Raw genomic sequence first — 24,043 nt, 5'->3', positions numbered from 1 at the left:
TCACATCTCCACAGGCGGTGGCGCGGCGCCCGTGGCGCGCACCGGGAGCCCGGCGGCGCCGGACCTGGCGCAGATGGTAGACGAGTTCGGCGCCGACATCGGCCCACGGACGAGGCCGCAGCCCAGTCAGCGCAAGGCCCGGCGTTCCGACAAACGGTCTTCACACCGCCCTCAAGCCCAGTGCACCGGCGGCCGCTACACCCCTTATCGCGTCGTCCGTCTGCTGTTTTCTCCCACCCCACCGGCAGCATGAATGAACCTACCCGCCCACCCCGCCGACGCGGGGATCGATGACCATATTCGCGCCGTCGTCGGCTTGTCCGACCAGTTGCTCGGCCAGTTGCGCCGCTCGCTGCAGGGGATCGACGCGATCAACCGCACCACCCACATGATCTCCATGAACGCGCGCATCGAGTCGGCGCGGATCGGCGCCGCCGGACGCGGCTTCAGCGTGATCGCGCAGGAAATGGACGGGCTGTCGCGACGCGTGGCCGAGGCCACCCAGGACCTGGACAAGGTCGCCGCGCGCACCAGCACGGAGATGCGGCAGACACTGGGCCGCCTGCAGGACGACGTGCGTCGCACGCGGCTCAGCGAGCTGGCCCTGAGCAACATCGACCTGATCGACCGCAACCTCTACGAGCGCAGTTGCGACGTGCGCTGGTGGGCCACCGACGCGGCGGTGGTCGCCGCGGCGCGTGCCGACAGCGATGCCGAGGCGCTGGCCTACGCCTCGCGGCGCATGGGCCAGATCCTGGATTCGTACACGGTCTACTTCGACCTGATCCTGGCCGGAAGCGATGGCCGCATCCGCGCCAACGGCCGGCCGCGGCAGTTCGGCTCGGTCGGCAGCGACGTCTCCGCGCAGCCATGGTTCGAACACGCGATGCGCACGCGCAGCGGCGAGGAATTCGGCTTTCAGGACGTGCATGCCAGTGCGCTGGCCGATGGCGAGCGCGTGCTGGTGTACGCATGCACGGTGCGCGACGGCGGTCGCGTGGATGGGCGCGTGCTGGGCGTGCTGGGCATCGTGTTCCGCTGGGACGCGCTGGCGCAGACGATCGTGCAGCGCACGCCGCTGTCCGAATCCGAATGGGGCCGCAGCCGCGTCTGCATCGTCGATGCGCAGGGCTGGGTGCTGGCCGACTCGGCCGGGCGCATGCTTCAGGACCGGATCGACTTCGACGGCCGCGATGCCTTGTTCAAGCAGCCGCGCGGCGCCGTGCTGATCGATCTCGACGGCCGGCCGCACTGCATCGCGCACGCCGCCTCTCCCGGCTACGAAACCTACCGCACCGGCTGGCACTCGCTGATCCTGCAGGCGCTGTAGGCCGCACACACTGGCGCCCACCGCAAAAGCGGCAGCGGATCACAGGCTGCCGCGTGCGGTGTCGGCACAGCCGCCTGTGCGGCACCCGCAGACCGTGTGCCGACGACTGCGACGACCTCATCGGCAGGGCGTCGTCTCTGCCTGAACGCCCGTGCGTGCTGTATTGACGGCGTCATTTCGCCATGCCTAAGCTCGTCGCGCCGCGTTGATGCCGCCCCGACGCATCGCCTCGACGCGACCGGTGCACTCTGGATTGCAGACGCCACTTCCCAGGTAAACGGACATGACCATGAAACCCTTTCGCACCCTGCTGATCTCGGCCCTGCTGGCCGGGTCTTTCGCCGTTCCCGCCCTGGCCGAAAAGGTCGACAATCCGGAGCTCTACACCCCGGATGCAGTGAAGAAGAATATCGTCATCGGCAAGACCACCAAGGAGCAGGTGCGCGCGATCTATGGCGAGCCCAACTACGTCTCCAGGACGTCCGGAAAGGAAGGCGGCTACGAGAAGTCCTGGAGCTATCGCCCCGGCGAATCTCACGGCGAGAAGGCGCGCAAGACCGCGACCGGCCTGCTGAAGCGGATGCTACCCGGTTACTACACCGGCCCGGCGATCAACGAAGCGCAGGAGCATGGCGTCGGCGCGCGCAACGTCAAGTCGTACGACCTGGAAGTGGAATTCGACGCCAAGGGCGTGGTCACCGATTACCAGCAGAACGAAAGCAACCAATCGCGCGACGCGCTGTAATCGCGAGGCCGAGCCAGCCTGCGGCAGCCGACCCGCCGCGGCAGGGCCAGCGGCTCGCCGCAACGCAAAAGGAGCGCGTGAGCGCTCCTTTTCCGTTATGGCCTCGACCTGTGTACGCGACAGCGCCAGAACGGGCCGAGCGCTGCACGGGAACAGACGCATCCCGCCAGTCGCATGGCCGAGACCACTCAAGCACCTGGACAAGGTCGACGCACGCACCTCAGCGAACCGGCCCTGGTCAGTGTCGACCCCACGAGCACAGTGACGACATGCGCTGGTGGGCCTGAAACACGGCGCAAGGACTCCATCGGCTCTCGTAGAACCACTCCAGCCACGAAGAGTGGATCTCGCGTTGGGACCGATGCAATCATCGTGGATGCGGCAAGCGACCACCCCGGCTTGCATGCGAAAGTCGAGGATAGCAATAAAGACGCAACGAAAACGGCGGAAAACAGGCCGCGCAAGGCCGATGCGCAGCTAATGGCCGTCCAACACCCCTTCAATTTGCAACTCAAAAAAACGAGCAGATATGGATTTCCTTACGCTACAGGACAAGTACCCGGACCTCTATTTCTTTTGGCTGGAAGAGCTTGGCCTGTATTACGCAGCTGGCGAAGAGAACAAGACATACTTGATCGAAAGAAATGGAAACATCGTCTACCAAACGGCGGAAAAGACATTCGCCGACTTGAATGGAAGCCACTTCCCCTACAACTGGGACAAGTGGGAAACGGATTTCAACCGTCAGATCGATTACTGGACGGAAATCCAGTTCTCAGGGGAATTCATTACCAACTCGATTTTCTCCTTTCGGAACGGCAACCTTGTTCGCTTGCTTGAAGACGAGCTCATCCTGTATGCAGCTCCCATAACGCCGCAACGGCTGTTGCTGCAAGTGGCCAAGGACAAGGACAATCCCTTGTCCCAGGTCAGCATCCAGCTCTACGACACGCTTAGAAACGAACTCAGGGAACTATGGGAAGGCCCTTACCGGGAAGAACCATTTTCTGTTCATCGCGTGCGCGGCGAGGAGCACTTTTTTTCGATCTGGATTCGCGACGACGAAAACCCCATCGATCACTACACACGCAAAGTATTCCAGCTATATACCGCCGAGGGAGAACCGCTGGTAGATTTTGAAACGGCCTGGGGACATGGCGGCGGAGACACCTGTTTCGACCTCTCACAACGAGGCATGGGAATCACTCACAGAATTCTGGACAAACCCATCCTTCTATCGTCGTGCTGGTATTTCAACCGCTATGAGGCATGCGATGTACTGATCGACAGGAAAGGCAATAACTACGGGGACTTTTATTACATTGCAGGACAGAAACCCTCGTATTTCGGCAAGTCCTCGACCAGACACCCGAAGTACATCGACAAGAAAATCCTGTGCCTCGCGCTGCCCATACGCGATCATCAGCCGCCGTGCCTGACGATCCTCAACGAGGACGGCAGCAGGATCGTGACGGAATTCGAATGTCCGTGGCTTTTTTTCAACTTATCCGCAACGCTCGTCAAAGACAAATCCATCTTCGGCAAGACCTGCCTTGTGGTGATCGACAAGGAATGTCACGCAAGGCTTATCGGCCTCGATGGAAAGGAAATCGAAAACACCACGCCCATTCCCCTGAAAAGCATCGACCCCAGAATGAACTATCCGAAGCTTTTCGCGAAGCAATGCCGGCAATAGCAGTGCATCGAATTGGCTTCAGGCCAGGCAGGTCTTGAGTCCATCCGGATCCCCAGCCTGAACAGTGCCGCCGCGACCGCACGAACATCAACCTGGGCAGGAAGCACCTGCACGATCTGTCCGGCAAGCCGGCGTGCGACACCTGGAGCGTGTCATGTCCTTTGGAGCATGCAGGCATGGGACCTGCGCCATTCCATCCGGGCACGTCATCGCCCACAAAAAAAGCGCCGCAAGGCGCTTTCTTTGTGGACGACGCCAGGCGGCTTACTTCGCCACCACCTTGACCATTTCCAGGCACTTGTTGGAGTAGCCCCACTCGTTGTCGTACCAGGACACCAGCTTGACGAAGGTGCCGTCCAGGGCGATGCCGGCATCGGCATCGAAGATCGAGGTGCGCGCGTCGCCGCGGAAATCGGTGGCCACCACCTTGTCTTCGGTGTAGCCGAGGATGCCCTTCAGCGCGCCTTCGCTCTGCGCCTTCACCTCGGCGCAGATCTCGGCGTAGGTGGCCGGCTTTTCCAGTTCCACGGTCAGGTCGACCACCGACACGTCCGAGGTAGGCACGCGGAAGCTCATGCCGGTGAGCTTCTTGTTCAACTCCGGGATCACCACGCCGACCGCCTTGGCCGCACCGGTGCTGGACGGAATGATGTTCTCCAGGATGCCGCGGCCGCCGCGCCAATCCTTGTTGCTCGGGCCGTCCACGGTCTTCTGGGTGGCGGTGGCCGCGTGCACGGTGGTCATCAGGCCGCGCTTGATGCCCCACTTGTCGTTGATCACCTTGGCCAGCGGCGCCAGGCAGTTGGTGGTGCAGCTGGCGTTGGAGACGATGGCCTGGCCGGCGTAGGTGCTGTCGTTGACGCCGTACACGAACATCGGCGTGTCGTCCTTCGACGGCGCCGACAGGATCACCTTCTTGGCGCCGGCGTCCAGGTGCTTCTGCGCGGTTTCCTTGGTCAGGAACAGGCCGGTGGACTCGATCACCACGTCCACGCCGACCTCGCCCCACTTCAGCGCCGCCGGATCGCGCTCCTGGGTCAGGCGGATCTTCTTGCCGTTGACCAGCAGATGGCCGCCGTCGACCGACACCTCGCCCTCGAAGCGGCCGTGCACGGAGTCGTACTGCAGCATGTAGGCCAGATAATCCGGCTCAAGCAGGTCGTTGATGGCGACGATCTCGATGTCGCTGCCGAAATTCTGCACCGCCGAGCGCAGCACGTTGCGCCCGATGCGACCGAAACCGTTGATGCCGACCTTGATTGCCATTTCAGTAGCTCCTGCGGCCGCGCCTGGCGCGGCGGATGGAAGGGGAAATCCCATTCTAGCAGGCCGGCCGCGCCACGCCGGACACGCCGGTTTGATCAGGATCAAGGCGGCATGGGGCGGCGCGCCGGACACTGCGCCCACACCCAACCGAGACTCCACCATGCGCACCACCTCCCCCCTCCTGCTCGCCGGCCTGGCCGCCGCCCTGACCCTGTGCGCCCTGCCGGCGCTGGCGCAGTCGCAAGGCGACTGGACCATCGGCATCGGCGCCCACCAGGTCAACCCGAAGTCCGACAACGGCACGCTCGCCGGCGGCACCCTGCCGCTGCGCATCGACAGCAACATCCGGCCGACGGTGACCTTCGAGTACTTCGTGCACCAGGACCTGGGCGTGGAAGTGCTGGCCGCGCTGCCGTTCGAGCACGACATCAGCGTCAAGGGCGTGGGCAAGGTCGGCAGCACCAAGCACCTGCCGCCGGCGGTGTCGCTGCAGTACCACTTCAACAGCGCCGGCAAGGTCTCGCCGTTCGTCGGCGCCGGCCTCAACTACACCACTTTCTTCAGCGAGAAGACCACCGGCGCGCTGGCCGGCAGCAAGCTCAAGCTGGACGACTCCTGGGGCCTGGCCGCGCATGCCGGCGTGGACATCGCGCTCACCGACAAGTCGGCGCTGCGCGTGGACATGCGCTGGATCGACATCGACAGCAAGGTCAAGGTCAACGGCAGCGACCTGGGCACCGCGCACATCGATCCGCTGGTGTACGGCCTGGCCTACGTGATGAAGTTCTGAGACGGGCGCCGGCGCCGCTGCGACCTGCGGCGCCGGCGGCAACAGGATCGGCGCCGCGCGCGGCAGCGGCGCCATTCCGGAGCATGGCCGTACCGGATCGACACGCGGGCCGCACACGCGGCCTCGCCGGAGCGCAGCGCGTCCGCCCCGCTTCTCTGGCAGACTACGCGCCACACGGATGTGGATCGGTGCCCGCCGGGCCGACACGGGGTTCGCATCCGCCCACTCGTCGTCCACCGGGGTCTCCCATGCCGCCACGCCTGTTCCGTCGCCTTGCCGTCGCCGCCCTCGCCAGCATCGCCCTGCCCGCCGCGGCGCAGTCGGCCGGCCACTTCACCACCAGCTATGGTCTGCACGGCATGGTGCCGGGGTCGTCCAACGGCACGCTGCGCGGCAGCGACCAGCGCTTCGACGCCGACGTCGCGCCGGCCGTGTCGTTCAGTTACGAATACTTCTTCCGCGGCAACCTCGGCGTGGAGATCCAGGGCCTGGTCGGCCAGCAGAAGATCGGCGTTGACCGCGGCGGCGATATCGGCAGCGCCTGGATGCTCTCGCCGACCATCTCGCTGCAGTACCACTTCAACGGCAACGGCGACATCTCCCCGTTCGTCGGCGCCGGCCTCAACTACACCGCCTTCCTCGGCAGCGACGGCAAGGGCGCGTTTTCGTCCAACGACGTGAAGTTCAAGGACACCATTGGTCCGGCGCTGCATGCCGGCGTGGATTTCGCGGTCGGCGAACGCAGCGCGATCCGCGTGGATGCGCGCTGGACCGGCATGCGCAGCGACGTGAAAGTGGACGGCAGCACGCTCGGCAAGGCCAAGCTCGATCCGGTCACCTACGGCGTCGCCTACCTGATGTACTTCTGAGCCGGCAGCCGGGTCGTGTCCCCGGACGCGGCTCGGCACGGTCGGCGACGCCGCCTGGCACGGCTTACGCCATGCTGAGCGGCAACGCAATAGACCCGGCACGCGTCATGGCCGCGTCGTCGGCGCCGGCTAGAATCGGCGCATGAAAATCTCCCCCTTCGTTTGCACCGCGCTCGCCGCGGCCCTCGCCGCCACACCGTGCGCCGCCTTCGCCTGGGGCCCGCTGGGTCACCGCCTGGTCGCCGATCTCGCCGACACCCAGCTCACCCCGCAAGCCCGCGCGCAGGTCCGTACCCTGCTGCAGGGCGAACCCGACCCGACCCTGGCCGGCGTCGCCAACTGGGCCGACCAGCTCCGCGAACACGATCCCGACCTGGGCAAGCGCAGCGCGCGCTGGCACTACGTCAACCTGGCCGAGAACGACTGCCACTACGAGCAGACCCGCGACTGTCCGGACGGCAACTGCGCGGTCGAAGCGCTGCGCCGCCAGGCCGCGATCCTCGCCGACCGCAGCCAGCCGCAGGCCGCGCGTGTGCAGGCGCTGAAGTTCGTGGTGCATTTCGCCGGCGACGTGCAACAGCCGCTGCATGCCGGCTACGCCCGCGACAAGGGCGCCAACACCGTGCAGATCCAGTTCGAGGGCAAGGGCAGCAATCTGCACTCGCTGTGGGACAGCGGCCTGCTGCGCAGCCGCGGACTGGACGAACAGGCCTACCTGGCCGAACTGGAAAAGCAGCCGTTGCCGGCGCCCTCGCCGGCGGGCAGCGCGCTGCCGCCGCCGGCCGCCGCCTGGGCCGAGGCCTCCTGCAAGATCATGCTGCGTCCGGGCTTCTATCCGCCCGGCGCCACGCTGCCGGCCGATTACGTGACGACCTGGCGCCCGGTCGCCGAAGCGCAGTTGCGCCAGGCCGGTGCCGACCTGGCGGCAACCTTGAACGCAGCGCTGGGCAAGTAAGCGCGGCGCACCGTATAGGAGCGGCTTCAGCCGCGATGGGCTTGCCTGGGCAAACCCATCGCGGCTGAAGCCGCTGCTACGAGAGCGTTACGCAGAATTCAACTGTGCAAACGTCCAGCGCACGATCTCGGCGGTGCCGATGGCGCCGCTGTGTCGGCCGAGCTCGCGGCCCTGGCGCAGCAGGATCAGCGTCGGGATGCTGCGGATGCCGAAGCGCCCGGCCAACGCCGGCTGCGCGTCGCTGTCCAACTTGCCCAGGCGCAGCCGCGGCTCGAGCTGCGCGGCCGCGGCGGCGAAGTGCGGGGCCATGGTCCGGCATGGGCCGCACCACGGCGCCCACACGTCCACCAGCAGCGGCAGCTCGCTGCGCTCGGCATGCGCGGCAAACGTCTCGGCGGTCAGCGTGACCGGTGTGGCGTCGAACAAGCCACGATGGCAGCGTCCGCATTGCGGCGCGTGCGTCAGTTTCGCCTCCGGCACCCGGTTGAGCGCGGCGCAGTGCGGGCAGGCGACATGCAGCAGCGTGGTCATGCGCCGGCCTCGATGCTCTTGTCGCCCAGCAGCACGGTGCCTTGCGCATCCTTGACCGTGACCTGCACGTCGATGCCCTGGCGCACGCTCTGGGTGACCACGCAGAACTGCTCGAACTGCGCCAGGATCCGTTCCAGCTGCGCATAGTCCTGGTTGGCGCCGGGCAGTTGCAGTTCCACCGACGCCTGCGGAATGCGCCAGAACCCTTCCGGATTGCGCATCGGCGTGGCGGCGATGTGCGCGACCACCCCGGCCGGATCGTTCTTGTACTTGCGCATCGCGAACAGCAGGCTGGCCGCCAGGCAATTGGCGATGCCGGCCAGCAGGATGCGCGTGGGATTGGGGCCGCGCTCCTGGCCCAGCGGCGCGGTTTCGTCGCTCAGCCAGGGCTCCAGCGCGGTTTCGTCGAAGCGAATGCGGAACGCGAAGTCCGTGTCCTGCTCCAGGGTGACGCGGATCGGATCGCCGATGGGCATCGTGGAAACTCCACTTCGCAGAAAGGGATTTCGACTCTACGCCGGCACCGGTAACGGCGTGTGGACGCAGCGTCGCGCTCACGCCGCCGCTTCGCGCCGTGCCAGCGGGTAGTACAGCAACGGGATGACCAGCAGGGTCAGCGCCGTGCTGACCAGGATGCCGAACAGCAACGCCACCGCCAGGCCATTGAAGATCGGATCGTCGAGGATGAACAGCGCACCCAGCATCGCCGCCAGGCCGGTCAGCACGATCGGTGGTGCGCGCACCGCACAGGCCTCGATCACCGCTTGTTCGGCGCCGCGTCCCTGCGCCAGGGCATGACGGATGAAGTCCACCAGCAGGATCGAATTGCGCACGATGATGCCGGCCAGGGCGATCATGCCGATCATGCTGGTCGCGGTGAACTGCGCGCCGAGCAGGGCATGGCCCGGCATCACCCCGATCACCGTCAGCGGAATCGGCGCCATGATCACCAGCGGCAGCAGATAGCTGCGGAACTGCGCCACCACCAGCAGATAGATCAGCAACAGGCCCACCGCGTAGGCGATGCCCATGTCGCGGAAGGTCTCGTAGGTGATCTGCCATTCGCCGTCCCATTTCACCGCGAAGTCGGCGGTGTCGGTCGGCGGTGCGATGAAATACTGCTGCAGCGTCTGCCCATCGAGCCGGTGGCCGCGCAGTTGCCCGACCAGGTCGAACATGCCGTACAGCGGGCTGTCCAGGCGCCCGGCTTCGTCGCCGGTGACATACACCACCGGCCGCAGGTCCTTGTGCGCGATGCTGTCGTCCCAGGGCAGGCGCTGCACCGTGACCAGTTCCGACAGCGGCACCAGTTGCCCATCGCCGCCGCGCACGCGCAGCGCCAGCAGGCGGGTACTGGCGGCCTGTGCGGCGCCCGGCAGGCGCAGCCGCACCGGCTGTGCCACCTTGGATGTGCCATCGTGCAGCCAGGTGACGTCCAGCCCCTGCACCGCCGTGGCCAGGGCATCGGCGATGGCCACCTGGCTCACGCCCAGGCGCGCGGCGCGCACGCGGTCGACCACCAGCGTTTGGCGGGTGGCCGCACTCTCCACGCTGGTGTCGACATCGACCACGTTCGGCGTGCGCAGGAAGCGCCGCTCCAGCGCCAGGGCGAGCTGGCGGCGGCGAGGGTGGTCCGGCCCGTACACCTCGGCCACCAGCGGCGCCAGCACCGGCGGCCCCGGCGGCACCTCCACCACCTTCAGCGAGGCCCCATACCGGCGTGCGATCGCCGCCAGCGGCGGCCGCAGCGCGCGGACGATGGTATGGCTGTGGCGTGTGCGCTGGTGTTTGTCGATCAGATTCACCTGCAGGTCGCCGACGTTGTTGCCGCTGCGCAGGAAGTACTGCCGCACCAGGCCATTGAAGTTGACCGGCGCCGAGGTCCCGGCATAGCCCTGGTAGTCGTGCACCTCGGGCGTGCGGTCGAGCACCCCGGCCAACTCCACCAGCAACGCATCGGTGTCCTGCACGGTGCTGCCTTCGGGCAGGTCGACCACGATCTGCAGCTCGGACTTGTCGTCGAACGGCAGCATCTTCAGCACCACCCACTGCAGCCCGACCAGGCCGACCGCGGCCAGCAGCAGGGCCGCGATGCCGGCGAACAGCCAGCCGCGCCGGCGCGCGCCGCGGACAGGATCCAGGAATGGGTGCAGCAAGCGCCCGAACAGGCGCTGCAGGCGCGGTGGCGCGTCGCCCCGCGCGTGTGCCTGCGCGGCTTGCGCCGGCACATGCCGCTTCAGCAGCTTCAGCGCCAGCCAGGGCGTCACCACCAGCGCGATCGCCAGCGACAGCAGCATGCCGACCGAGGCGTTGATCGGGATCGGCCGCATGTACGGCCCCATCAGGCCGCTGACGAAGGCCATCGGCATCAGCGCCGCGATCACGGTGAAGGTGGCGAGGATGGTCGGGCCGCCAACCTCGTCCACCGCCGGCGGAATCGCCTCGCGCAAGGTCTTGCCGCCGGCGCGCAGATGGCGGTGGATGTTCTCCACCACCACGATGGCATCGTCGACCAGGATGCCGATGGAGAAGATCAGCGCGAACAGCGACACGCGATTGAGGGTGAAGCCCATCGCCCACGAGGCGAACAGCGTGAGCGCCAGGGTCAGCACCACTGCGCTGCCGACCACGATGGCCTCGCGCCAACCCAGCGCGAACAGCACCAGCAGCACCACCGAGGCGCTGGCGAACACCAGCTTGTGGATCAGCTTGCCGGCCTTGGCCGCCGCGCTGGCGCCGTAGTCGCGGGTGACCTCGGCATGCACGCCCTGCGGCAGCAGTTCGCCGCGCAAGGCCCGCAGGCGCGCGCTCACCGCGCGGGTGAGCGCCGAGGCGTCGCTGCCCGGCTTCTTGGCGATGGCCAGGGTCACCGCCGGCGCGCGCCCCTGCGCCGGGCCGCCGCGCGTGGGCGGCGTGCCGTACCACACGTAGGCCGTGGGCAGGTCGGCACCGGCCTGGATCTGTGCCACATCGCGCAACTGCAGCGGCCGACCGTCGTGCACGCCGATCACCAGCTCGCGCACGGCGTCGGCATCGGCCAGGAACCGCCCGGCACTGAGCGGCACCGCACGGCCGCCGCCGATGCGATCGCCGAGCGGACGCACCACGTTCGCCCCCTGCAGCGCCTGGCCGAGGTCGGCCACGGTGAGGTCGTAGGCGGCCAGCCGCGCCGGATCCAGCGTCACCGTGACCACCCGCGGCGGCGCGCCGATGCTGTAGATGTCGCGCGTGCCGGGGATGCGCTTGAGTTCGGTCTCCAGGGTGCGCGCGATCGCCCCCAGGTCGGCGGCGCTGCGCTGCGGATCGTCGCTCCACAGGGTCACGCTCATCACCGGCACGTCGTCGATGCCCTTGGGTTTGACCAGCGGCGCGCTGGCGCCCATCTGCGTCGGCAGCACGTCCAGGTTGGAATACACCTGGTTGTACAGGCGCACCAGCGCGGTCTGCCGCGGCACCCCGACCTGGAATTCGACGGTCAACACCGCCTGCCCGGGGCGGCTCACCGAGTACACGTGCTTGATGCCCTCGATCTCGTCGAGCTTCTGTTCCAGCGGCGTGCTCAGCAGCTGTTCGACCTCGCGCGCATCGGCGCCCGGCAGCGACACGAACACGTTGGCCATGGTCACGTCGATCTGCGGTTCTTCCTCGCGCGGGGTGATCGCCACCGCCGCCAGCCCGAGCAGCAGGCCGAGCAGGGCCAGCAGCGGCGTCAGCGGATTGGCCTGGAAGAATGCCGCCAGGCGGCCGGACATCCCGAAACCGGCCGCCATCTCAATGCTCCGCCAGCGCGCGCCGCTGCGCCGCCAGCACCTGTCCGGCAGCGACCGGATCGCGCGCCACCCGCTCGCCCGCGCGCAGCCCGGCCAGCACTTCCACGCGCTGCGGATCGCGCTGCCCGATCCGCAGCTGCCGCAGGCTGAGCCGACCGTCGGCCAGCACATAGGCCGCGCTGAGTTCGCCCCGCTGCAGCAGCGCCGACAGCGGAATGCGCAACGGCGCCGCCTCCGCGGCATCGCCGGCAGCCAGCGGCACCTCGACCTTGGCCGTGGTACCGGGTGCCGGGGCAGGCTGCAGCGCCGGCAACGGCACCCGCACCGTGACGCTGTGGCTGCGCGGATCGGCGGTGGGGAACACCGTCACCTGCGGAATCTGCAGGATGCGTCCATCGTCCAGCCGCACCTGCGCGCGACGCGCGGCGCGGACCGCGTCCGCATCCGACTGCGGCACCTGCACCTCGATGCGCTGCGCGCCGGGCACGTAAAGCGACAGCAAGGCCTGCCCGGCCGCCACCGCCTCGCCCGGCTGCACCTCGCGCGCGCTGATGACGCCCGCGAACGGCGCGCGCACCACGGTGTAGTCGGCCGGCTGCTGCGCCTGCGCCAGTTGCGCGACGGCGGCAGCGCGTGCGGCATTGGCCGCATCGCGGGTGGCGCGGGCCTGGTCCAGTTGCGCGCGCGACACGTATTGCGCCCCGGCCAGCGACGCATAGCGGCGATAGCTGGCCTCGGCCTCGTCGGCGCTGGCCGTCGCGGCACGCACTTGCGCCTGCGCACTGGCCACACCGGCGCGCTGTTCCACTGCGCTGAGTTGCAGCAGCACCTGGCCGGCGGCGACCCGGTCGCCCACGTCCACCGCGACGCTGCGCACGCGCCCGCCGGTCTGCGCACTCAGATCGGCGTACTCCACCGCGGTCACGACGCCGTCCCAGGAGCGCGATGCCATCGCCGCGGGCTCCACCGGCACGGTCGCCAGCGCCGGCAACGGCGGCGGCGCGAGGCTTTCGGCTTCATGGCGACAGCCAGCGAGCGCCAGCGCCGCGAGCGCCACGAGCGCGCCCACCAGGGGCGCGCGACCGCTGCCGCGGACCGGCGCAGCGGCAGGTGCGGCAGGTGCGGCAAGCGTTCCGCGCCGCCGTCCAGCACGCCAGGCACAGCGGATCGCCCAACGAAGCACACGCATGATCGAACTCCAGAGGAAAGGGCGCATCCGCGCCGTCGGTGGGCACCCCACCGCGGCAGATCGGGCGCGGCCGCCCGAGGCTGGCCGCGAGATAAATTAGAATTTTCTTATATTAGAGTCAACTGATATTATGGCCGCACTTTCCCGCCGAGCACCCCCAATGCCCGCCTCCTCCGCCCAAGTCCTGGTCGACCGCGCACGCGCGCAGATCCACGAAACCCCTGCCCACACCGATGCCGCCGCCACGCCGCTGCCCGGCGAGTGGATCATCGACGTGCGCGAACCCGGCGAGTTCGCCATGGGCCATCTGCCCAACGCCATCAACATCCCGCGCGGCATCCTCGAATTCCGTCTCGACGCCGATCCGGCGCTGGCCCGACGCGACCAGCCGATCCTGCTGTACTGCGCCAGCGGCGGCCGCTCCACCCTGGCGGCACTGAGCCTGCAGCACCTGGGCTACACCGCGGTGCGCTCGCTGACCGGCGGCTTCCTGGGCTGGACCGCGGCCGGTGGCCCGGTCGATTTCTGAGCCCATGCCGCGCCGCGCCGCAACCGCCCTGGACCCTGCTGCGATGCGCGCGCACGCCAGCGAGGCGGCGCGTTTGCTGAAAGCGCTCGGCAACGAGAAGCGGCTGCTGCTGCTGTGCCTGCTGGTGGACCACGAGCAATCGGTCGGCGAGCTCAACGCACGTGTGGAGCTGAGCCAGTCGGCGCTGTCGCAACACCTGGCGCTGCTGCGCGAGGATGGACTGGTGCAGACCCGCCGCGAGGGTCAGACCATCTATTATTCGCTGGTGCCCGGCCCGGTGCAGCACATCCTCGAGGTGCTGCACGGCATCTACTGCAGCGCCGCGCCACCTGCCGCCACCCGGAGCGATCGATGAGCCAGCATCCGCACGTCCACGCCTTCCACCACGCCGGTTCCGGCACCTGGAGCTACGTGGTCGAGGATGAACACGACGCCGCGGTGATCGACCCGGTGGTGGGCTACGACCCGCAGACCGGCGCACTGGACGACGCACCGGCGCAGGCGTTGGCGGCGTGCATGGACGCGCGCGGACTGCACCTGCGCTGGATTCTCGAGACCCACGCCCACGCCGATCATGTCTCCGCCGCGCAATGGTTCAAGCAGCGATGGCCGCAGGCGACGCTGGCGATCGGCGACGGCATCCGCGAGGTGCGCGCCCGTTTCGCGCCGCAGTTCGGCCTGGACGCGGACGCGCAGGCGCGCTGCGGCTTCGATCACCTGCTCGCCGATGGCGAGCGTTTCGCGATCGGCAGTGTGCAGGCACAGGTGATCGCCGTGCCAGGCCATACTGGCGACAGCGTCGCCTACCTGATCGGCGATGCGCTGTTCCCGGGCGATTCGCTGTTCATGCCCGACAGCGGCACCGCGCGCTGCGATTTCCCCGGCGGCGACGCGGCCACGCTGTACCGTTCGATCCAGCGGCTGTACGCGCTGCCGGAGGCGACGCGCGTGTTCGTGTGCCACGACTATGGCGCAGGCGGCCGCGCGGTGGCCTGCCAGACCAGCATCGGCGAACAGCGCCGCAGCAACATCCATGTGCGCGATGGCATCGACGAAGCGGCCTTCGTGGCCTTGCGCCAGGCGCGCGATGCGACGCTGGCCGAGCCGCGGCTGATGCAGCCGTCGGTGCGCGCCAACATCCAGGCCGGCCGCACCGACGACCTGGCGCCGCCGGCGGCGTGAGCAGGCAGCGCGCCGCCGGCGCGCTAGGATGCGGAGTTGCGACAGCGCTGCGCGACCGTACGCGCGCGCCGCCGCGCCCTGCCGCATCGCCTACCTGCCCCCCGCTGGAGTGACCCATGACCCGACCGCTGCGCCGCCTGCTGTGCCTGTGCACCTTGATCGTCGCCACCGCGATCGCGCCAGTCTCGGCGCAGACGCCGCTGACCGTGTTCGCCGCCGCCAGCCTCAAGGAATCGCTGGACGAGACCGCCAGCGCCTACCAGCGCGCCAGCGGCACCCCCGTGCAGGTGTCCTACGCCGCCAGCTCCACGCTGGCCCGGCAGGTGGAACAGGGCGCGCCGGCGGACGTGTTCGTCTCCGCCGACCAGGAGTGGATGGACTACCTGCAGCAGCGCAAGTTGATCGATCCGGCACTGCGCCGCGACCTGCTCGGCAACACGCTGGTGCTGGTGGCGCAGGCCGCCAGCAAGGCGCAGGTCGACCTGCGCAAACCCGGCGCGCTGCTCGCCGCGCTCGGCGCGCAGGGGCGCCTGGCGGTCGGCCAGACCGCCAGCGTGCCGGCCGGCAAGTACGCGCGCGCCGCACTGCAGGCGCTGGGTCAGTGGGACAGCGTGCAGCCGCGCCTGGCCGAGAGCGAGAGCGTGCGCAGCGCGCTGATGCTGGTGGCGCGCGGCGAAGCGCCGCTGGGCATCGTCTACGGGTCCGACGCCCAGGCCGAACCGAAGGTGCGGGTGGTGGCGACCTTCCCCGCCGACAGCCACGCGCCGATCGTGTATCCGGTGGCGCCGCTGCGGGCGAGCGCGCAGGCGAAGAGCGCTGCCGATTTCGTGCGTTGGCTGGGCACGCCACCGGCACAGGCGATCTTCCGTCGCCACGGTTTCTCGCTCGCCCGTTGAGGCCTGGCGTTGTTCGACTTCACCGCGCAGGAACTGACCGCGATCGCGCTGAGCGTCAAGGTCGCGCTGGTCGCGGCGCTGGCCAGCCTGCCGTTCGCCGTGGCCTGCGGCTGGCTGCTGGCGCGGCGCCGCTTCTTCGGCAAGTCGTTGCTGGACGCGCTGCTGCACCTGCCGCTGGTGATGCCGCCGATCGTCACCGGCTACGCGCTGCTGCAACTGTTCGGCCTGCAGGGGCCGATCGGCGGCTGGCTGTTCGAGCACCTGGGCGTGCAGTTCGCGTTCCGCTGGACCGGCGCGGCGCTGGCCAGCGCAGTGATGGGCTTCCCGCTGATGGTGCGGGCGATCCGCCTGGCCCTGGAATCCACCGACCGCCGCCTGGAAGCGGCCGCCGCCACGCTCGGCGCAGGCCCTTGGCGGGTGTTCTTCACCGTCACCCTGCCGCTGGCGTGGCCGGGCGTGGTCGCCGGCGGCGTGCTCGGCTTCGCCAAGGCGCTGGGCGAGTTCGGCGCCACCATCACCTTCGTCTCCAACATCCCGGGACAGACCCAGACCCTGGCCTCGGCGATCTACAGCCTGCTGCAGGTGCCCGGCGCCGAAGCCGGCATCTGGCGGCTGGCGGCGGTGGCGCTGGCGATCTCGCTGGGCGCCTTGCTGGCCTCCGAGTGGCTGGTCCGGCGCCAGCGCGGCGCGGAGGCGGATGCATGAGCCGCGCAAGCACCCGGAGCCTGCACCGATGCTGAGCATCGACCTGCACCTGCAGCGCGGCCGTTTCGCCCGTCACGTGCGCATCGAGGAACAGGCGCGCGTGGTCGCCCTGGTCGGTCCGTCCGGTGCGGGCAAGACCAGCCTGCTCAACGCCATCGCCGGGGTGCTGCCGCCGCGCGGCGGGCGCATCGCCATCGATGGCCGGGTGCTGTACGACAGCGCCGCCGGCATCGACCTGCCGGCGCATCGCCGTGGCATCGGCTACGTATTCCAAGACGCGCGCCTGTTCCCGCACATGGACGTGCGCCGCAACCTTGGCTACGGCCGCCACGGCCGCGGCCGGCCGGCGCGCTTTGCACTGGACGCGGTGGTCGAGCTGCTCGGCATCGGCGCGTTGCTCGGGCGGCGCCCCGACACGCTCTCCGGCGGCGAAGCGCAGCGCGTGGCGATCGGCCGCGCGCTGCTGTCGCAACCGTCGCTGCTGCTGTTCGACGAACCGCTGTCGGCGCTGGACGCGGACCGCCGCAGCGAACTGATCCCCTACCTGCAGCGCGTACGCGACGACGTGCGCCTGCCGATGCTCTACGTCAGCCACCAGGCCGAGGAAGTGGCACGCATCGCCGACGCGGTGCATCGGCTGGACTGACGCCGACATCGCGTTCACCCGGGCCGGCGAGACTGAAGGCCCCGCCACGGCAGACTGCGCATGCGCCGCTACCGCAAGCTCGACTTCCCCACCCAGGACGTGCGCCGCTTCCTCGAGCCGGCCCGGTGGTGCTGGTCAGTTCGGCGTGGAAGCAGCAACGCGACATCATGACCCTGGGCTGGCACATGGTGCTGGAGTTCTCGCCCTCGCTGCTGGCCTGCTGCATTTCCAGCGCCAACCACAGCTTCGCGCTGCTCCGGCGCAGCAAGCAATGCGTGATCAACCTGCCCACCGCCGACCTGGTCGACACCGTGGTCGGCATCGGCAATACCAGCGGTGCGGACCTGGACAAGTTCGCGCACTTCGGCCTCACCGCGGTGCCCGCCACGCACCTGGCGGCGCCACTGATCGCCGAGTGCTACGCCAGCTTCGAATGCCGCCTGCACGATGGCAGCCAGATCGGCAAACACGGCCTGTTCGTATGGGAGGTGGTCAAGGCGCACGTCGCCGCCTCGCCGAAGCGGCCGCGCACCCTGCACTACCGGGGCGACGGCCGCTTCATGCTGTCCGGCCCGGAGATCTCGCGGCGGCGCCTGTTCAAGCCGGAGATGCTGTAGTTCCCGGCAACGGACGAGGCAGACCGCACACTGCGATCGCGGCGCTCAGCGCGCGCCGCCGACGCGTCCCGACTGCACGCTGGCCTTGCCCTGTCGGACCTCGAAGGTGAACGCGTAGGCCAGCGTCACCGGCACCTCCTGCACCGACTGCGCATCGTCGCAGCGCCCCTCCTGCGCCGGCCGCTGCGCCGGATCGGCATAGGTGCAGATCGCCGCCGGCACGAAGCGCCAGTGCGCGACCGCGTCCTGCACCGCCTGCAGCAGATCGGCCATCTCCGGCTGCGCGCCCGCGCTGCAGTCTGGGCGATCGTTCAACAGGGCGCTGCGCTCCACCATGCCTTGCGCGGACAGGATCACCCGCACGCACACCGTGGTCGGGGCCAACGTGCGGCGCAGCGACGCGCCTGGCAACTGCGGCGTCGGCGCCTGCAGCGGTTGCGGCATGCGGAACACTTCCTGCGGCTGCATCCGATACGACTGCACCGCCGCCGCACCGGGCGTCGCGCCGAATCCTGTTTCCAACATGCGCTGATCCACCGAGTCGATGCGCTGGGTCGGTTGCGGCGCCTCTTTCGGCACGTGGCTGGCGCAGCCGGAAAGGACCAACGCCAGCAGCATGCCGGTCCGCCCGTGCGCACTCATCGCACGGTCCGCGCCATGCCGCACAGCGGCGCGGCGCCGCCCTTGCCGGAGAACACCTTGTCGCACAAGCTCGCCAAGGTGTCGCCAGCATCCTCGCCCAGGCGATACCAGCGGTAGTTCGCAGCATCGGCGACGCCAGCCGGCGCCTCCTCGGGGTACATTTCCACGTCGAACGCGACCGGGATCTTCACGCGGCTGGCCACAGCGCGTCCGTGCGCAGTCGCCGGCGAGAAGCGCCACTTCCAGGCGGCGGTGACCGCGGCAGCATCCAAGACTGCGCTACCGCTGCCATGATCCAGCACGCGCACGCCGCTCGGCGCCCCGTGCGCATCCACCTCGACCAGCAGGACCAGCTTGCCGGAGACGCCGGCACGCACCGCTTCATCCGGGTATTTCGGGGGCGGCATGTCGATCACCTTGGCAGGCTGCGCTCCGGTCCGCGCGGCGACCACCGACGCCTGCTGCACCGATCGTGCCGACGTGCCATCCACCTCGCTCGCGGCAAGATCGCGTGCCACGCCCGTGGCATCTGTTCCAGTTGGCAACGCCAGTGCCATCGCACTCCCGCTCAACGCGGCCAGCGTCACCGCCGCGAGGCCCAGACGACGCCGCCAACCACGCACCGCCGGGCGCCGCAGCAAGGCAATGCGCTGGCACAGGACGCTGCCCGCCTGCCAATGGCAGCCCACCGGCAAGGCCAGCGCGTCCAACTGGGTCTGCAGCATCGCCTCGGCGTAATGCCGGCGCGTGCCAGGATGGCGAACCAGCACCGCGGCATCGCAGGCCAGTTCCTGATCCAGGCGGAAACGCGTGGCGGCCCATTGCAGCAGCGGATTGAACCAGTACACGCAGCGCAGCACGGCGAGCAGCAGATTGCTGCGGGTGTCGCCGCGGGCGATATGCATGCGTTCGTGCGCCAGCACCAGTTGCGCCTGCGGCGGCGGATAGCGCGCGGCGAAGTCCATCGGCACCACCACCTGCGGCCGCCACGCACCCAGCACCAGCGGCCCATGCAGCGCATGCTCGGCGACCAGCACGCCATCCTCGCCAGGCTGCAAGCGACCCAGGCTGCGCCGGTAGCGGCGCTGCTGCCGCCACAATAAGGCCGCCGAGGCCAGCGCACCCGCCAGCCACAACGACAGCAACCAGACCGTGGCATGCCCGCTCGCCGACAAGCCGTCGCCTGCCGACATCTGCGCCCGTGTCACGCCGACCAGCACCGCCGGCATGTCCAGCGCCAAGCCCGCCGGCAACGCTGGACGCCAGCCGCTGGGCAACAGTGCCGCCAGCAGCGCCAATGGCACCGCGATCCATAGCGCGTAGGCGATGCCGGCGCCGAACGCGCGCCGCATCGGCACGCGCAATGCCAGCACCGCCGCGATGGCCACGCTGACGACCAGCGCGGTACTCCCGAGGTCCCTCACGATCCCGTCAATGCTCATCGTCCAGCTCCTGGATCAGTCGTTTGAGTTCGGCGATATCGGCATCGCTGAGCTTGCCGCGTTCGCTGAAGTGCGCCACCAACGGCGCGATACGGCCGCCGAACAGGCGGTCGAGCAGGCCTTCGCTCTGTTGCTGCACCCACTGCGCGCGCTGCAGCAGGGGCGTGTACAGATAGCGGCGGCCTTGTTTGTCAGCGCGGATCGCGCCCTTGTTGAGCAAGCGGTTGAGCAGGGTCTTGACCGTGGGTTCGGCCCAGCCGCCATGCCCGGACAAGGCGGCGAACACCTCCTCGGCGCTGAGCGGGTGCCGCTCCCACAGCACCTCCATGACCACGGCTTCCGCGTCGCTGATCGACATTTCGTTTACGCCCGTAAATTTTCAATGATTACGCGCGTAAACAAAACGCATGTCAAGCGTTTTTTGCGCAGCGTCGGATGTCCTGGCGATCGGCATGCCACCACGCCCGGAGGTCGTCGCCGCCAATCGCGTACGCCGCGGCACCGCGCGTATCGCTCGCACCACGATCCACGCAATCGCCGGCACACCCTCTAAGCTATGCCGATGACCGATCACCTCGACGACCTCGACGCCGCTGCCGACCTGATCCTGCAGCGCATCGCCGGCCCGCTGCGCGTGGGCGCACCGCTGGGCCTGGGCAAGCCGCATCGTTTGCTCAACGCGCTGTACGAGCGGATCGAACACGATCCGACGCGGCCGCTGCAGATCTACACCGCGCTGTCGCTCAATCCGCCGGCGCCCGGCGGTGGGCTGCAGGGTCGGTTCGCGCGCCCGTTCGTGCAGCGCCATTTCGGCGAGGATTTCCCACGTCTGCGCTACGTGCAGGCGATGCAGCGCGATGCGCTGCCGGCGCACATCCAGGTCGAAGAGTTCTACATGCAGTCCGGCGCGCTGCTGCGCTCGACCCAGGCGCAGCGCAGCTACACCAGCCTCAACTACACCCATGCCGCCGATGCGGTGGCGCAGCGCGCGCCGAACCTGATCGTGCAGAAGGTGGCGCGCGAACCCGACGGCACCCGGCTATCGTTCTCGTGCAACAACGACATCACCCAGGACACCCTGACCGCAGTGCAGCGGCGCGGCCTGCCGCGGCCGCTGCTGGTGGCCGAAGTCGATCCGCAGTTGCCGTGGATCGGCGGCTGCGCGGCGGTGGAGCCGAGCTTCTTCGACGTGGTGGTGACGCCGCCGGGGCCGTATCCGCGCCTGTTCGGGCTGCCGCGGCAGCCGGTCGCCGACGCCGATTACGCCATCGGCCTGTACGCCAGCACGCTGGTGCGCGACGGCGGCACCCTGCAGATCGGCATCGGCACCCTGGCCGATGCGCTGTGCCACGCGCTGGTGCTGCGGCATACCGACAACGCGCGCTACCGGCAGGTGCTGGCGGCGCTGGATCCGGAACTGGAGCGGCATCCGGCGGTGCGCGAATGCGGCGGCCTGAAGCCGTTCGCGATCGGCCTGTTCGGCTGCAGCGAGATGCTCAACGAAGGCTTCCGACAACTGGTCCAGTGCGGGGTGATCCGGCGCAAGGTGCTCGACGACGCGCCACTGCTGCAGCGCGTGGCCGACGGCACTGCCGATGCGCAGGACCTGCAGCGTCTGGAGCGCGAGGGCGAATACCTGCAAGGCGCGTTCTACCTGGGCTCGCCGGAGTTCTACGCCTGGCTGCGCGACATGGATCCGCAGGCGCGCGCGGCGATCGGCATGCGCCGCATCAGCGAGATCAACCAGCTCTACGGCGACGAGGCATTGCGCCGGGTACAGCGACGCGAGGCGCGCTTCTTCAACTCCTGCATGATGGCCACCGCGCTCGGCGCGGCGGTGTCCGATGCGCTGGACGATGGCCGCGTGGTGTCCGGCGTCGGCGGCCAGTACAACTTCGTGTCCATGGCGCACGCACTGGACGACGCACGCAGCGTGCTGATGTTCCGCGCCGTCCGCAGCGACGGCGGCGCGACGCAGTCCAACGTGCGCTGGAACTACGGCCACACCACCATTCCGCGGCACCTGCGCGACCTCTACGTCAACGAGTACGGCATCGCCGACCTGCGCGGTCTGACCGACGAGGACTGCATCGCGGCGATGGTCGGGATCGCCGACGTGCAGGCCCAACCCGCGTTGCTGGAGACGGCGAAGGCCAACGGCAAGCTGGCCGCCGACTTCGCAGCACCCACGCACTGGCAACGCAATCAGGCTGCGCGCGTGCGCGACGCGCTGGCGCCGTTCCGCCGCGACGGCACCCTGCCCGACTATCCGCTGGGCAGCGATTTCACCGAGGTCGAGCAGCGCCTGCTGCGCGCCCTGTCCTGGCTGCAGCAGCACTCCGCCAGCACCGGCGCCAAGCTGAAGACGGTGGCCAGCGCGGTGCTGGCGCGTCCCGCGGCGGATGCCGCCTGCATGCAGCGCATGGGGCTGGACGCGCCGCGCAGCCTCGGCGAACGGCTGGACGCGACGTTGCTGGCATTCGCCCTGCAGCGCACGCGCACGCCTCAATGACGCACGCGCGGCAACGGCAGGGAGCCACCCGGCGACGCAGGGTTTACGTATAGAAGCGGCTCGACGTGACCTGGGCCGACAGCCGCAACGCGCGCGATCGGGAATGCCCGTCGCGGCCAAGTCGCTCTCGCAACAACGACAACACTTCGCACTGAGTTGCGGCAAAACCGCATCGCCGGCGGTGCTTGTCCAAACCAGCCGCAACAACGTGACGACGGTCATGCGTGCATAGGACACCGCGCACGATCGTGGCACAGCGCGGGCCATGACACGATTTGGCAACACCCGCGTCAACTGCACTCGGGATGCTGTCGGGATATCGTTACCAAGCGTGGCCACGATGTTCCCCCAACGTTCTGTCCCGATGTCGTCGAAACTCCGCAGCGCGCCAGCTGCGCTGCGCGCCCTGCTGGCGGTGTTGGCGCTGTTGCCATCTGCGCTGTGCGCCGCACCCAGGCTTGGCGACCTGCAGTACATCGGCAGCCACAACAGCTACCACGCCGGCTTCGCGCCCAGCGAAGCGGCGCTGTGGAAACGCCTGGATCCAGCGACGTTCGCGGTGCTGGACTACCGGCATCCGCCGTTGACGCAGCAACTGGACGACGGCGTGCGCCAGATCGAACTGGACATCTACGCCGACGCCAAGGGCGGACGCTACGCGCACCCGGCGATGATCGACCAGCTCGCCAAGGCCGGGCTGCCGCCGGCGCCGCCGATCGCCGCGCCGGGCGTGATGCAGCGGCCGGGCTTCAAGGTCATGCACATCCAAGACCTCGACCAGCGCAGCACCTGCCAGCCGCTGCTGGCCTGTCTGCGCGAGGTGCGGGCGTGGTCGCAACGGCACCCCGGGCATCTACCGATCTTCATCCTGCTGGAAACCAAGCAATCCACCGTGCCGGCGGCCTTCCCCACAGTGCAGCCGGAGCCGTTCGACGGCAAGGCGCTGGACGCGCTGGACGCCGAACTGCGCTCGGTGTTCGCCGCGAACGACTACATCAGCCCCGACCAGGTACGCGGCAGTGCGGCCACGCTCAACGCCGCCGTGCTCGCGCAGGGCTGGCCGGCGCTCTCCGCGGCGCGCGGCAAGGTGGTGTTCCTGCTCGACCAGCGTGCGGTCGGCCCGGCCTACCTGGCCGGCCATCCGTCCTTGCGCGGCCGCGTGTGCTTCACCAATGCCGATCCCGGCGCCGACGACGCCGCCTTCGTCGAGCGCAACGACGGCAGCGCCGACGAGATCGCGACGCTGGTGAAGGCCGGCTACCTGGTGCGCACCCGCACCGACGCGGACCTCAAGGAAGCCCTGCGCAACGACACCGCGCGACGCGACGCCATGCTCGCCAGCGGCGCGCAACTGCTCAGCACCGACTTTCCCGATCACGAGCCTGCCGCCTCCGGCTACGTGGTGCGCTTCCCCGGCGACGCCGTCGCCCGCTGCAATCCGCAGCGTCCGCAGGCCGACTGCCACGGCGTCGACCTGCGCCACTGAACGCCATTGGCCGCGCGACGTCGCGGCCACGCCCCACACGTACGCAATGGAAGGCCTGGGCGATCCGCGCGCCGGCATCGGCGCGCCTGGACTTCGGATCGCAACCGCTGTTTCCCCCAACGAGCCACCCCCATGCTCCCGATCCATCGCCCCCGCCCCCTGTGCTGTGCCATCGCCCTCGCGCTTGCGCTCTCGCCAACCGCCCGCGCCAGCGACGCCGATGACGCCAGCGCGCGCACCACCAC

The 24,043-nt window shown here is 68.9% G+C and carries 22 protein-coding genes and 1 pseudogene; 15 read left to right on the top strand and 8 right to left on the bottom strand.

The window, feature by feature from the left end:
* Positions 1-253 precede the first annotated feature (253 nt).
* The 3 genes from CEK69_RS00675 to CEK69_RS00665 all read left to right on the top strand — a co-directional run bounded on the left by CEK69_RS00675 (position 254) and on the right by CEK69_RS00665 (position 3,771).
* Positions 254-1,330, top strand: coding sequence for a cache domain-containing protein (locus CEK69_RS00675; RefSeq protein ID WP_152243194.1), 1,077 nt, complete (start codon positions 254-256; stop codon positions 1,328-1,330).
* A gap of 289 nt (positions 1,331-1,619) precedes the next feature.
* Positions 1,620-2,075, top strand: coding sequence for a hypothetical protein (locus CEK69_RS00670; RefSeq protein ID WP_226974987.1), 456 nt, complete (start codon positions 1,620-1,622; stop codon positions 2,073-2,075).
* Positions 2,076-2,604: 529 nt separating this feature from the next.
* Positions 2,605-3,771, top strand: a complete 1,167-nt coding sequence (locus CEK69_RS00665; RefSeq protein ID WP_152243190.1) for a hypothetical protein — start codon at positions 2,605-2,607, stop codon at positions 3,769-3,771.
* Positions 3,772-4,035: 264 nt separating this feature from the next.
* Here the strand turns inward: CEK69_RS00665 and gap are convergent, their stop codons facing one another.
* Positions 4,036-5,037: a type I glyceraldehyde-3-phosphate dehydrogenase gene (gene gap / locus CEK69_RS00660; protein ID WP_043094937.1), complete on the bottom strand. Its 1,002-nt coding sequence runs from the start codon at positions 5,035-5,037 to the stop codon at positions 4,036-4,038.
* Positions 5,038-5,197: 160 nt separating this feature from the next.
* On the opposite strand from gap, the gene CEK69_RS00655 reads away from it, so the two are divergent.
* From CEK69_RS00655 to CEK69_RS00645, 3 genes are all read left to right on the top strand, one after another.
* Positions 5,198-5,827, top strand: coding sequence for an OmpW family outer membrane protein (locus CEK69_RS00655; protein ID WP_152243188.1), 630 nt, complete (start codon positions 5,198-5,200; stop codon positions 5,825-5,827).
* A 248-nt stretch (positions 5,828-6,075) separates the two neighbouring features.
* Positions 6,076-6,696, top strand: coding sequence for an OmpW family outer membrane protein (locus CEK69_RS00650; RefSeq protein ID WP_148829772.1), 621 nt, complete (start codon positions 6,076-6,078; stop codon positions 6,694-6,696).
* 142 nt (positions 6,697-6,838) lie between these two features.
* Positions 6,839-7,651: a S1/P1 nuclease gene (locus tag CEK69_RS00645; protein WP_152243186.1), complete on the top strand. Its 813-nt coding sequence runs from the start codon at positions 6,839-6,841 to the stop codon at positions 7,649-7,651.
* Positions 7,652-7,738: 87 nt separating this feature from the next.
* Here CEK69_RS00645 and trxC read toward each other — a convergent pair whose 3' ends face one another.
* The 4 genes from trxC to CEK69_RS00625 form a co-directional block, all read right to left on the bottom strand.
* Entirely contained in the window at positions 7,739-8,182 is a 444-nt protein-coding gene (gene trxC, locus CEK69_RS00640; RefSeq protein WP_152243184.1) for a thioredoxin TrxC, read from the bottom strand.
* Positions 8,179-8,658, bottom strand: a complete 480-nt coding sequence (locus CEK69_RS00635; RefSeq protein WP_152243182.1) for an OsmC family protein — start codon at positions 8,656-8,658, stop codon at positions 8,179-8,181. The genes trxC and CEK69_RS00635 overlap by 4 nt, the downstream gene beginning before the upstream one ends.
* Positions 8,659-8,736: 78 nt before the next feature.
* Positions 8,737-11,952, bottom strand: a complete 3,216-nt coding sequence (locus CEK69_RS00630; protein ID WP_152243180.1) for an efflux RND transporter permease subunit — start codon at positions 11,950-11,952, stop codon at positions 8,737-8,739.
* 1 nt (position 11,953) lies between these two features.
* Entirely contained in the window at positions 11,954-12,904 is a 951-nt protein-coding gene (locus CEK69_RS00625; RefSeq protein WP_193313848.1) for an efflux RND transporter periplasmic adaptor subunit, read from the bottom strand.
* A 397-nt stretch (positions 12,905-13,301) separates the two neighbouring features.
* Here CEK69_RS00625 and CEK69_RS00620 point away from each other — a divergent pair, with 397 nt between their 5' ends.
* The 7 genes and pseudogenes from CEK69_RS00620 to CEK69_RS00590 all read left to right on the top strand — a co-directional run bounded on the left by CEK69_RS00620 (position 13,302) and on the right by CEK69_RS00590 (position 17,716).
* Complete coding sequence (locus tag CEK69_RS00620) at positions 13,302-13,670, top strand: rhodanese-like domain-containing protein (RefSeq protein ID WP_017909974.1); 369 nt, start codon at positions 13,302-13,304, stop codon at positions 13,668-13,670.
* 4 nt (positions 13,671-13,674) lie between these two features.
* On the top strand, positions 13,675-14,025 hold the full coding sequence (locus tag CEK69_RS00615; RefSeq protein ID WP_152181042.1) for a metalloregulator ArsR/SmtB family transcription factor: 351 nt from the start codon (positions 13,675-13,677) through the stop codon (positions 14,023-14,025).
* Positions 14,022-14,852, top strand: coding sequence for an MBL fold metallo-hydrolase (locus tag CEK69_RS00610; RefSeq protein WP_152243176.1), 831 nt, complete (start codon positions 14,022-14,024; stop codon positions 14,850-14,852). The genes CEK69_RS00615 and CEK69_RS00610 overlap by 4 nt, the downstream gene beginning before the upstream one ends.
* Before the next feature lie 116 nt (positions 14,853-14,968).
* Positions 14,969-15,748 carry a molybdate ABC transporter substrate-binding protein gene (gene modA / locus CEK69_RS00605; protein WP_152243174.1) on the top strand — a complete coding sequence of 260 codons (780 nt, stop codon included), beginning with the start codon at positions 14,969-14,971 and terminating at the stop codon, positions 15,746-15,748.
* 9 nt (positions 15,749-15,757) lie between these two features.
* Positions 15,758-16,453, top strand: a complete 696-nt coding sequence (gene modB, locus CEK69_RS00600; protein WP_152239972.1) for a molybdate ABC transporter permease subunit — start codon at positions 15,758-15,760, stop codon at positions 16,451-16,453.
* Between the two features lie 28 nt (positions 16,454-16,481).
* Positions 16,482-17,099, top strand: a complete 618-nt coding sequence (locus tag CEK69_RS00595; RefSeq protein ID WP_152239973.1) for an ATP-binding cassette domain-containing protein — start codon at positions 16,482-16,484, stop codon at positions 17,097-17,099.
* Positions 17,100-17,159: 60 nt separating this feature from the next.
* Positions 17,160-17,716: pseudogene (locus CEK69_RS00590) on the top strand (flavin reductase family protein).
* A gap of 45 nt (positions 17,717-17,761) precedes the next feature.
* Here CEK69_RS00590 and CEK69_RS00585 read toward each other — a convergent pair.
* From CEK69_RS00585 to CEK69_RS00575, 3 genes are read right to left on the bottom strand one after another with little or no spacing between them, the layout of a single operon-like run.
* Positions 17,762-18,358 carry a hypothetical protein gene (locus tag CEK69_RS00585; protein ID WP_152243172.1) on the bottom strand — a complete coding sequence of 199 codons (597 nt, stop codon included), beginning with the start codon at positions 18,356-18,358 and terminating at the stop codon, positions 17,762-17,764.
* Positions 18,355-19,800, bottom strand: coding sequence for a TonB family protein (locus CEK69_RS00580; protein WP_152243170.1), 1,446 nt, complete (start codon positions 19,798-19,800; stop codon positions 18,355-18,357). The genes CEK69_RS00585 and CEK69_RS00580 overlap by 4 nt, the downstream gene beginning before the upstream one ends.
* Entirely contained in the window at positions 19,790-20,158 is a 369-nt protein-coding gene (locus CEK69_RS00575) for a BlaI/MecI/CopY family transcriptional regulator (protein ID WP_010340889.1), read from the bottom strand. The genes CEK69_RS00580 and CEK69_RS00575 overlap by 11 nt, the downstream gene beginning before the upstream one ends.
* A 198-nt stretch (positions 20,159-20,356) precedes the next feature.
* Here CEK69_RS00575 and CEK69_RS00570 point away from each other — a divergent pair, with 198 nt between their 5' ends.
* Together CEK69_RS00570 and CEK69_RS00565 are read left to right on the top strand one after the other, a co-directional pair.
* Positions 20,357-22,312 (top strand): acetyl-CoA hydrolase/transferase C-terminal domain-containing protein, encoded by a 1,956-nt coding sequence (locus CEK69_RS00570; protein WP_152243168.1) that lies wholly within the window; start codon positions 20,357-20,359, stop codon positions 22,310-22,312.
* A gap of 364 nt (positions 22,313-22,676) precedes the next feature.
* Positions 22,677-23,798, top strand: a complete 1,122-nt coding sequence (locus tag CEK69_RS00565; protein WP_152243166.1) for a phosphatidylinositol-specific phospholipase C1-like protein — start codon at positions 22,677-22,679, stop codon at positions 23,796-23,798.
* Positions 23,799-24,043: the final 245 nt, after the last annotated feature.

The organism is Xanthomonas sp. LMG 12462, assembly GCF_009192885.1.
Classification (GTDB): Bacteria; Pseudomonadota; Gammaproteobacteria; order Xanthomonadales; family Xanthomonadaceae; genus Xanthomonas_A; species Xanthomonas_A sontii.
The sequence above is the reverse complement of the archived record's forward strand: the minus strand, read 5'-3'. Positions and strand labels throughout refer to the sequence as shown.

Excerpts from the sequence above, each read along its gene's own strand:
- CEK69_RS00675 (WP_152243194.1), top strand. The coding sequence starts at position 254 with ATGAACCTACCCGCCCACCCCGCCGACGCGGGGATCGATGACCATATT.
- CEK69_RS00670 (WP_226974987.1), top strand. The coding sequence starts at position 1,620 with ATGAAACCCTTTCGCACCCTGCTGATCTCGGCCCTGCTGGCCGGGTCT.
- CEK69_RS00665 (WP_152243190.1), top strand. The coding sequence starts at position 2,605 with ATGGATTTCCTTACGCTACAGGACAAGTACCCGGACCTCTATTTCTTT.
- gap (WP_043094937.1), bottom strand. The coding sequence starts at position 5,037 with ATGGCAATCAAGGTCGGCATCAACGGTTTCGGTCGCATCGGGCGCAAC.
- CEK69_RS00655 (WP_152243188.1), top strand. The coding sequence starts at position 5,198 with ATGCGCACCACCTCCCCCCTCCTGCTCGCCGGCCTGGCCGCCGCCCTG.
- CEK69_RS00650 (WP_148829772.1), top strand. The coding sequence starts at position 6,076 with ATGCCGCCACGCCTGTTCCGTCGCCTTGCCGTCGCCGCCCTCGCCAGC.
- CEK69_RS00645 (WP_152243186.1), top strand. The coding sequence starts at position 6,839 with ATGAAAATCTCCCCCTTCGTTTGCACCGCGCTCGCCGCGGCCCTCGCC.
- trxC (WP_152243184.1), bottom strand. The coding sequence starts at position 8,182 with ATGACCACGCTGCTGCATGTCGCCTGCCCGCACTGCGCCGCGCTCAAC.
- CEK69_RS00635 (WP_152243182.1), bottom strand. The coding sequence starts at position 8,658 with ATGCCCATCGGCGATCCGATCCGCGTCACCCTGGAGCAGGACACGGAC.
- CEK69_RS00630 (WP_152243180.1), bottom strand. The coding sequence starts at position 11,952 with ATGGCGGCCGGTTTCGGGATGTCCGGCCGCCTGGCGGCATTCTTCCAG.
- CEK69_RS00625 (WP_193313848.1), bottom strand. The coding sequence starts at position 12,904 with ATGGCATCGCGCTCCTGGGACGGCGTCGTGACCGCGGTGGAGTACGCC.
- CEK69_RS00620 (WP_017909974.1), top strand. The coding sequence starts at position 13,302 with ATGCCCGCCTCCTCCGCCCAAGTCCTGGTCGACCGCGCACGCGCGCAG.
- CEK69_RS00615 (WP_152181042.1), top strand. The coding sequence starts at position 13,675 with ATGCCGCGCCGCGCCGCAACCGCCCTGGACCCTGCTGCGATGCGCGCG.
- CEK69_RS00610 (WP_152243176.1), top strand. The coding sequence starts at position 14,022 with ATGAGCCAGCATCCGCACGTCCACGCCTTCCACCACGCCGGTTCCGGC.
- modA (WP_152243174.1), top strand. The coding sequence starts at position 14,969 with ATGACCCGACCGCTGCGCCGCCTGCTGTGCCTGTGCACCTTGATCGTC.
- CEK69_RS00595 (WP_152239973.1), top strand. The coding sequence starts at position 16,482 with ATGCTGAGCATCGACCTGCACCTGCAGCGCGGCCGTTTCGCCCGTCAC.
- CEK69_RS00585 (WP_152243172.1), bottom strand. The coding sequence starts at position 18,358 with ATGAGTGCGCACGGGCGGACCGGCATGCTGCTGGCGTTGGTCCTTTCC.
- CEK69_RS00580 (WP_152243170.1), bottom strand. The coding sequence starts at position 19,800 with ATGAGCATTGACGGGATCGTGAGGGACCTCGGGAGTACCGCGCTGGTC.
- CEK69_RS00575 (WP_010340889.1), bottom strand. The coding sequence starts at position 20,158 with ATGTCGATCAGCGACGCGGAAGCCGTGGTCATGGAGGTGCTGTGGGAG.
- CEK69_RS00570 (WP_152243168.1), top strand. The coding sequence starts at position 20,357 with ATGCCGATGACCGATCACCTCGACGACCTCGACGCCGCTGCCGACCTG.
- CEK69_RS00565 (WP_152243166.1), top strand. The coding sequence starts at position 22,677 with ATGTCGTCGAAACTCCGCAGCGCGCCAGCTGCGCTGCGCGCCCTGCTG.